The organism is Streptomyces torulosus (assembly GCF_001419765.1).
GTDB lineage: Bacteria > Actinomycetota > Actinomycetes > Streptomycetales > Streptomycetaceae > Streptomyces > Streptomyces torulosus.
On sequence record NZ_LIRK01000297.1, the window covers coordinates 1 to 5,618 of the forward strand.

7 protein-coding genes are annotated in these 5,618 nt (G+C 69.3%); all 7 read right to left on the minus strand.

What is annotated here, in order from left to right; translation table 11 throughout:
* Window positions 1–1,034: hypothetical protein (locus AOK23_RS21065; RefSeq protein ID WP_055714246.1), on the minus strand; the 1,034-nt coding region annotated here is incomplete at its 3' end.
* Between the two features lie 187 nt (window positions 1,035–1,221).
* Complete coding sequence (locus AOK23_RS50025; RefSeq protein WP_240496479.1) at window positions 1,222–1,506, minus strand: hypothetical protein; 285 nt, start codon at window positions 1,504–1,506, stop codon at window positions 1,222–1,224.
* Window positions 1,507–1,789: 283 nt separating this feature from the next.
* Window positions 1,790–2,779: a serine/threonine-protein kinase gene (locus tag AOK23_RS21075; RefSeq protein WP_055714247.1), complete on the minus strand. Its 990-nt coding sequence runs from the start codon at window positions 2,777–2,779 to the stop codon at window positions 1,790–1,792.
* Between the two features lie 300 nt (window positions 2,780–3,079).
* A complete protein-coding gene (locus tag AOK23_RS21080) occupies window positions 3,080–3,694 on the minus strand; it encodes a hypothetical protein (protein ID WP_240496480.1) in 615 nt (204 codons plus the stop codon).
* Window positions 3,695–4,222: 528 nt separating this feature from the next.
* Entirely contained in the window at window positions 4,223–4,651 is a 429-nt protein-coding gene (locus tag AOK23_RS21085; RefSeq protein WP_055714249.1) for a DUF7144 family membrane protein, read from the minus strand.
* Window positions 4,652–4,689: 38 nt separating this feature from the next.
* Window positions 4,690–5,322 carry a GAP family protein gene (locus AOK23_RS21090; RefSeq protein WP_055714250.1) on the minus strand — a complete coding sequence of 211 codons (633 nt, stop codon included), beginning with the start codon at window positions 5,320–5,322 and terminating at the stop codon, window positions 4,690–4,692.
* A gap of 9 nt (window positions 5,323–5,331) precedes the next feature.
* Window positions 5,332–5,618 (minus strand): SHOCT domain-containing protein (locus AOK23_RS21095; RefSeq protein ID WP_079049594.1); only part of this gene is annotated, 287 nt, incomplete at its 5' end.

The following is a 5,618-nucleotide window of genomic DNA, read 5'->3' on the forward strand; positions in this document are numbered from 1 at the left end:
CGCCCCGCCTCGGCCCACACCGCCCGGTAGAGCACCCGGTCGAGTTCGACGTAGCCCTGCGGGTGCAGTTCGGTGCGGACGACGGCGGTACGGGTGTGGGCGGGGCGGGCGCTCACCTGACGTCCGTGGCGCGCGGTGGGCGCGACCCGCAGCCGGGTGGTGCTCTCGTCGCCGTCGTGTGCGGCCTGGGTGGGGGCGCGCCCGTCGCCGCCGCGTGCGGCGCCATGGGTGGGCGAGCGCCCGTCGGCGGGCCGCGGCTCACCGCGCTCACGGCGGCGCGCTCCGCCGCCCGGTGGCATGGCGGCGAGCCGCCCGGAGGCCGTGCGATGCCCCACGGCGACGGGGCCGCGCGAGCGGCGGATCACGACGGCGAAGGCGAGAAGCAGCAGCACGAGCAGCAGTCCCATCCAGAGAGCGGCCCAGGAGGTGCTGTCCCCGGCGGCCTCCGTGTCACCACCGCCGGCCTGCGCGGTGTCGCCCTTGCCGCCCTTGCCCTGGCCGCCCTTGCTGTTCTTGTCGTCGGAGTTGCTGGAGCCGGGTGACTTGGTGGTGGGGTCGGTGTCCACGGAATCGATGGCGAGGACGTGGGTGGAGTAATCGGCGGCGAACCCCTTGTCGATGAACTGCTTTCCGGTCGGACCACTGTTGACCGAGTCGCACAGCTCTTTGTTCTCGCAGACCCCCGCGTCCGTCAGTACGGTCAGCGCGTCCGGCCCCAGCGGGTCGATCGTGGCGTCGGGATCGACGAGCCGGCCGTCGGCCATGAGGAGCAGGGCCGTGCCGCCCTCCCCGGTCGACATACCTTTGGGCACCTGCACGACAAGCGGGTTGGTGTCCTTGCGCAGGTTCTCCAGGCTCGCACGCTGCGCTTCGCTGAGCTTCCTGTACTCCAGCGGACGGTCGAGCGTGATGACGACGGCCCCCTTGGAGATCACCGCGGACCCGCACGTCACCTTTTCGCCGAAGCTGTCACCGCAGGAGTCGGCCGCGGCGACCGGTGACATCAGCGGCACCGCGGCGACCAACACCCCCATGAGTACAGCGAAAGAGGACAAACGCCTGACGGCACCCATCGCACCAACCCCCCGTGGCCTGAAAGGCACGCCCCCGCGGCCCTGAAAGACCCGTCCCATACTGGAGCAGGAAACAGGGTGGCCGGAAGGGTTTGGAGAATTCCACCGGGCGACTTCCGGCAATTGTCGATCAGCTTGCGTTTCACTTCTACAACTTGAACACCTGGTGACAACGACTGAACATCTGCCGCGCCCGTTCCACCCAATCATTGGCCAAGGCATCGAAGTCGGCCTGGGTAATACGACAGGTCAGCGGAAGATCACAGACCCCGGCGAGACACGGACGCGGGCCCCGTACGTCCCACACGGACAGCATGGGGTTCAATTGCTCGGTATTCCACGCGTTCGAAGCGGCGGCGGCGATGGCGAGTTGGTCCTGCCGCAGGAAATGCCCGTCCGTGGCGAACGCGACGAGGAGTTTCTTGGTCGTCATGAATCTGACCGTGACCGTCCGCCCCGCCTCACGGAGATCGAACTGCAGGGAGACGGACACGGTGTCGTGGACCGTGTGGTAATTCCGCCGCGCCACCCAGTTCTGCACGAGTTGCCGCCAGTGCGTCCCGAGGTCGTAGATCTCGGCCCGCCCCGCGTACGACTCTCGACCGGAGTAGGAGTCCCGGCCGGGGTACGAATCCCGGCCTGGGTACGAGTCACGACCGGGGCTGGGGTAGGAGTCCCGGCCGGGGCCGGGGTAGGAGTCGCGGTTCGGGTAGGAGTCAGGCACCGTCACGGACCACCGCCTCGGCGACCATGGCATCGGTCAACCCGGCGTCGAGCAGCGCCTGGGCGTGCAGCAGCAGACAGGAGGGCACGGACTCGCTGGTGGTGCGCCGCAGGTGACGTTCCTTCAGCTCCTCGTACCGCACCTCGATGGTCCGGGCGACCTGGGGCGGCGGCCAGGCGGCCACCGTGGGCTGTTCCATGACCAACTCGGCCAGGATCTCCGCGAGTTGCGGGCGCTGCTCGGGCCGCTTGGCCAGGCAGCGGTTGATGAGGGGCCGCAGCCCTTCCGGTACACCGTCGAGCTGCGGCTTCCCGCGTACGACCTCGACCCGCACCCCTTCCCCGCCGCCGTGCGGGGGACGCCCGGTGAGCGCGTACACGAGCACGCCGCCCAGGGAGAAGACATCACTCGGCGGCCCGACCGCGGCGCCGCGTATCTGCTCCGGCGACATGAACGGCGGTGTGCCGACGACGACGCCGACGCGGGTCAGGCCGGGGGCACCGTCCACGCGGGAGATGCCGAAGTCGATGACGCGGGGGCCGTCGCTCGCCAGCAGGACGTTCGCGGGCTTGAGGTCGCGGTGGACGACCTTGGCGGCGTGGATGGCCTGGAGTGCCTCTACCAGCCCGGCACCGAGGGGGCGCACCTGGGCCTCGGGGAGGGGCCCGTCCGCGCGGACCGCCTCGGCGAGTGAGGGGCCGGGGACGTACAGGGTGGCCAGCCAGGGCAGTTCGGCGTCGGGGTCCGCGTCGACGACGGCGGCGGTGTACGCGCCGCTGACCACGCGGGCGGCGGCCACCTCCCGCGCGAAACGTTCACGGAACTCGGGTTCCGCGGCGAGTTCCGGTCGGGCGACCTTGACCGCGACCTCGCGGCCGGCGGGCGACCGGCCGAGATAGACCCAGCCCATCCCTCCGGAGCCGAGCCGGCCCACTATCTTGTACGGGCCGATCTTCATGGGGTCACTTACGGGTGTACGCACCCCCGGCTCACCTCATTTCGGGGTTCGGTGCGGATGTCCCGTAGTGTCCCGCGATTTCCCTCGCGGGGCAGCCGTTTTGCCCCGCACCGCCCGTACCTGTTCGCCGCGGAGGGGCCACGCCCTACGCGGCGCACGGGACGCGGCGGGGGCCCGACATGAGACACGCCGCGGGGTCCGGCGGGACGCACACCGCGGCGTCTCGCAGCCAAGACATGGTGAACGCGGGCCCCGTCCCGCCGAACCGGAGGGGCCGGGGGCCCGCCGAACCCGTTCAGCAACACCCCGCCGAGCGCGCCCCGCTCACTGACCGCGGCCCTCCTTCCCCTTCAGTGCGCTGCTGATCTCCAGAAGGCGACTCTCGGGCAGGGCGAAGGCGTTGTCGGAGTTTCGGTAGGAGTGCGCCCCGTCGTTGCTCCGGACGCCGTCCACCGACCTCCAGTGAGCAGGCGCCCACAGTCCCTGGTTCTCAAGGAGCATGGCGGCCACGTCGGCGGGCTCCTCGATCAGGGTGAGAGCGGCGAGAGCGGTGGTGAGGACGGGAAGTGCGTCGTCGGGCAGGAGCGCGTCGCCGAGTGCCGGGAAGAGCAGCAAGAGACGTGCGTCGGGGTCCGTGATCCCCTCCGCCGCCGGCTGCCGCGCGGCGAACAGCAACTCCGGCCAACCCATGCCAGGGCCCATGAAATGACCGTCGACCACGGCAAGGGTCTCCGCTTGGGACCAGGCTGGATGATGTATCAGGTAGTCGACCCCGTAGTCATCCTCGATGTTGCGGTAGACGACATGGATGGTGTGCCCGGATCGCAGAGGCACGCTGAACACCGGCCACTCACGCTCGGCGGACAGCAGGCGGTACAACTCCATGGCCGCGTCCCAGTCGGCCCCGAACGCGGCGCGCTGGGCATCGTCACCACGCAAACCGGCGCCCATGGTCAACGCGTCCGCCGCCGGCGCGCCGGCTGCCCGCTCCCGATCCACTGCCCCCCGATCTCCGACTGATCCCAGAGCCAACCCGGTTCGTTGGCGCCGACAGGTGCACCTGCTGCCAACGAACCGCTGGGCCGCCATGACCCGCACTGCATCAAGGCAGCTTCTCGCCGGAGCACGCACCACAGCGCGGAGTGCGCTCCCGTGTACCGACTCGTGTGCGCCTGCGTCGCCCTACTCCACCGACCGTGCGCCCTGCTCTGTGTCTGCCCCGTGCCACACCCTGGAGGCCCGGACGCCAAGCGCACCAACCGGAGGGGGTACGGCGTGGGTGAGTGGAAGCAAGGTAAGTGCGGGTGGCCTACCGCGTCCGGGCGGCGCTGTCAGAACAAGACGCTCAAGGGCACGTCACGCTGCCATCTCCATCAGGGTGACTGGACGAAACGAGGCCAGGCCGAACTGCAGCGGCGCGCGAGCCGGCGTCGGAAGAAGTGAGCGCCTTACGCCCCCTCGGCCCCCTCACCTCCCCCGCGGCTGCGTCGTGCACAGGGCCCAGATGATGAAGCCGTAGACCGCGATCAGGACCAGCGACCAGACCGGGTAGTACGGGAGGGTCAGGAAGCTGGTGATCAGGAGCAGGCCCGCGAGCAGGACCCCGACCGCGCGGGCCCAGGTCCGGCCGTTGAAGAGGCTGGCGCCGACCAGCACGGCCAGGGCGCCGAGCAGCAGATGGATCCATCCCCACCCGGTCGTGTCGAACTTGAACACGTAGTTCGGGGTGTTGACGATGATGTCGTCGTCGGCGATGGCCACGATGCCGCGCAGCACATCGAGGGTGCCCCCGATCATCAGCATGACCGCGCCGAACGCCACCAGTCCGCCGGCCCATGACGCGGAGCGCTGGTGGGACCGGGACGGGGACCGGCGTGGATGTGTCGTCTGAGCCATGGTGTGTCTCCCTGTCACTTGAGCGTGGTTCACCGGTGTCAAGCGAGGATCAGGATGATGAAGACCACGCACACGATGATGTTCACGAGCCAGCTGTGCGTGTTCGTCCAGTCGCGGATCTTGGGCATGGCCCCTTCCGCGTGATGGCCGAACAGCATCCGGATCAGCAGCGGTAGCGCCGCGACGAAGATGGTCAAGCCGATGAACGGCAGCGCCGCCACGAACGACGCGTGGGAGTGGATCAGGTTGACCCCCACGGTCATCATGATCACGAGGTCGGACGGCATCACCAGGATGACCATCAGCCCGACCTTGAACGCCTTGCGCGGGTCCGCGTTCATCAACGTGCCGAGCCACTTCGGCGGTTCGACGCTCTCGCGTTTGATCCAGTTCTTCAGCGCTGCCGCGGCCAGAAGCGCCACCAGCACGTACTGGATGATGTGACCGACGGAGCCGTTGTCGGAAGGGTCACCGAAGTCGACGACGTTGTCGAGAGCGGCCGCGAGGCCCATCATGACGGCCACGCCCGCCGTCGTCGCGAGCGCGATGCCGGCCAGGAACCCCAGGGACACGCGTACCGCTCTCGGCGTCGTCACGAAGATGATGGCCGAAATGATCTGGGGCCCGACCATCATGGTGATGGCGAGCGGGAGAATCTTCAGTCCGTCCATGGCTGGTCGTCACCCGCTGAGAACGGCGCGCTTCTGGGCTTCGAACTCCTCCTCGGTCAGCACCCCTTGTGCTTTCAGCTCACCCAACTCCTTCAACTGGGCGATCTTGTCCCCCGAGGACAGCGCCGAGGACTCGGTCGCGGGTTGTGGAGCCTCCTGCGGCGCGTGCGGAGCGGGGGCTGACTGCGGCGCGTACTCCTGGGCGTCCTGCTGAGCCCACCGGCCCGCCTGGCGCCGGGACACACGGTTCGACACCGCCGTCGCCGTGCCCGCGACGACGGCGGTGCGGGCTACGC

What these genes read in the sequence shown, in the direction of transcription:
- AOK23_RS50025 (WP_240496479.1), bottom strand. Translation starts at nt 1,506, where the DNA reads ATGACGACCAAGAAACTCCTCGTCGCGTTCGCCACGGACGGGCATTTC.
- AOK23_RS21085 (WP_055714249.1), bottom strand. Translation starts at nt 4,651, where the DNA reads ATGGCTCAGACGACACATCCACGCCGGTCCCCGTCCCGGTCCCACCAG.
- AOK23_RS21090 (WP_055714250.1), bottom strand. Translation starts at nt 5,322, where the DNA reads ATGGACGGACTGAAGATTCTCCCGCTCGCCATCACCATGATGGTCGGG.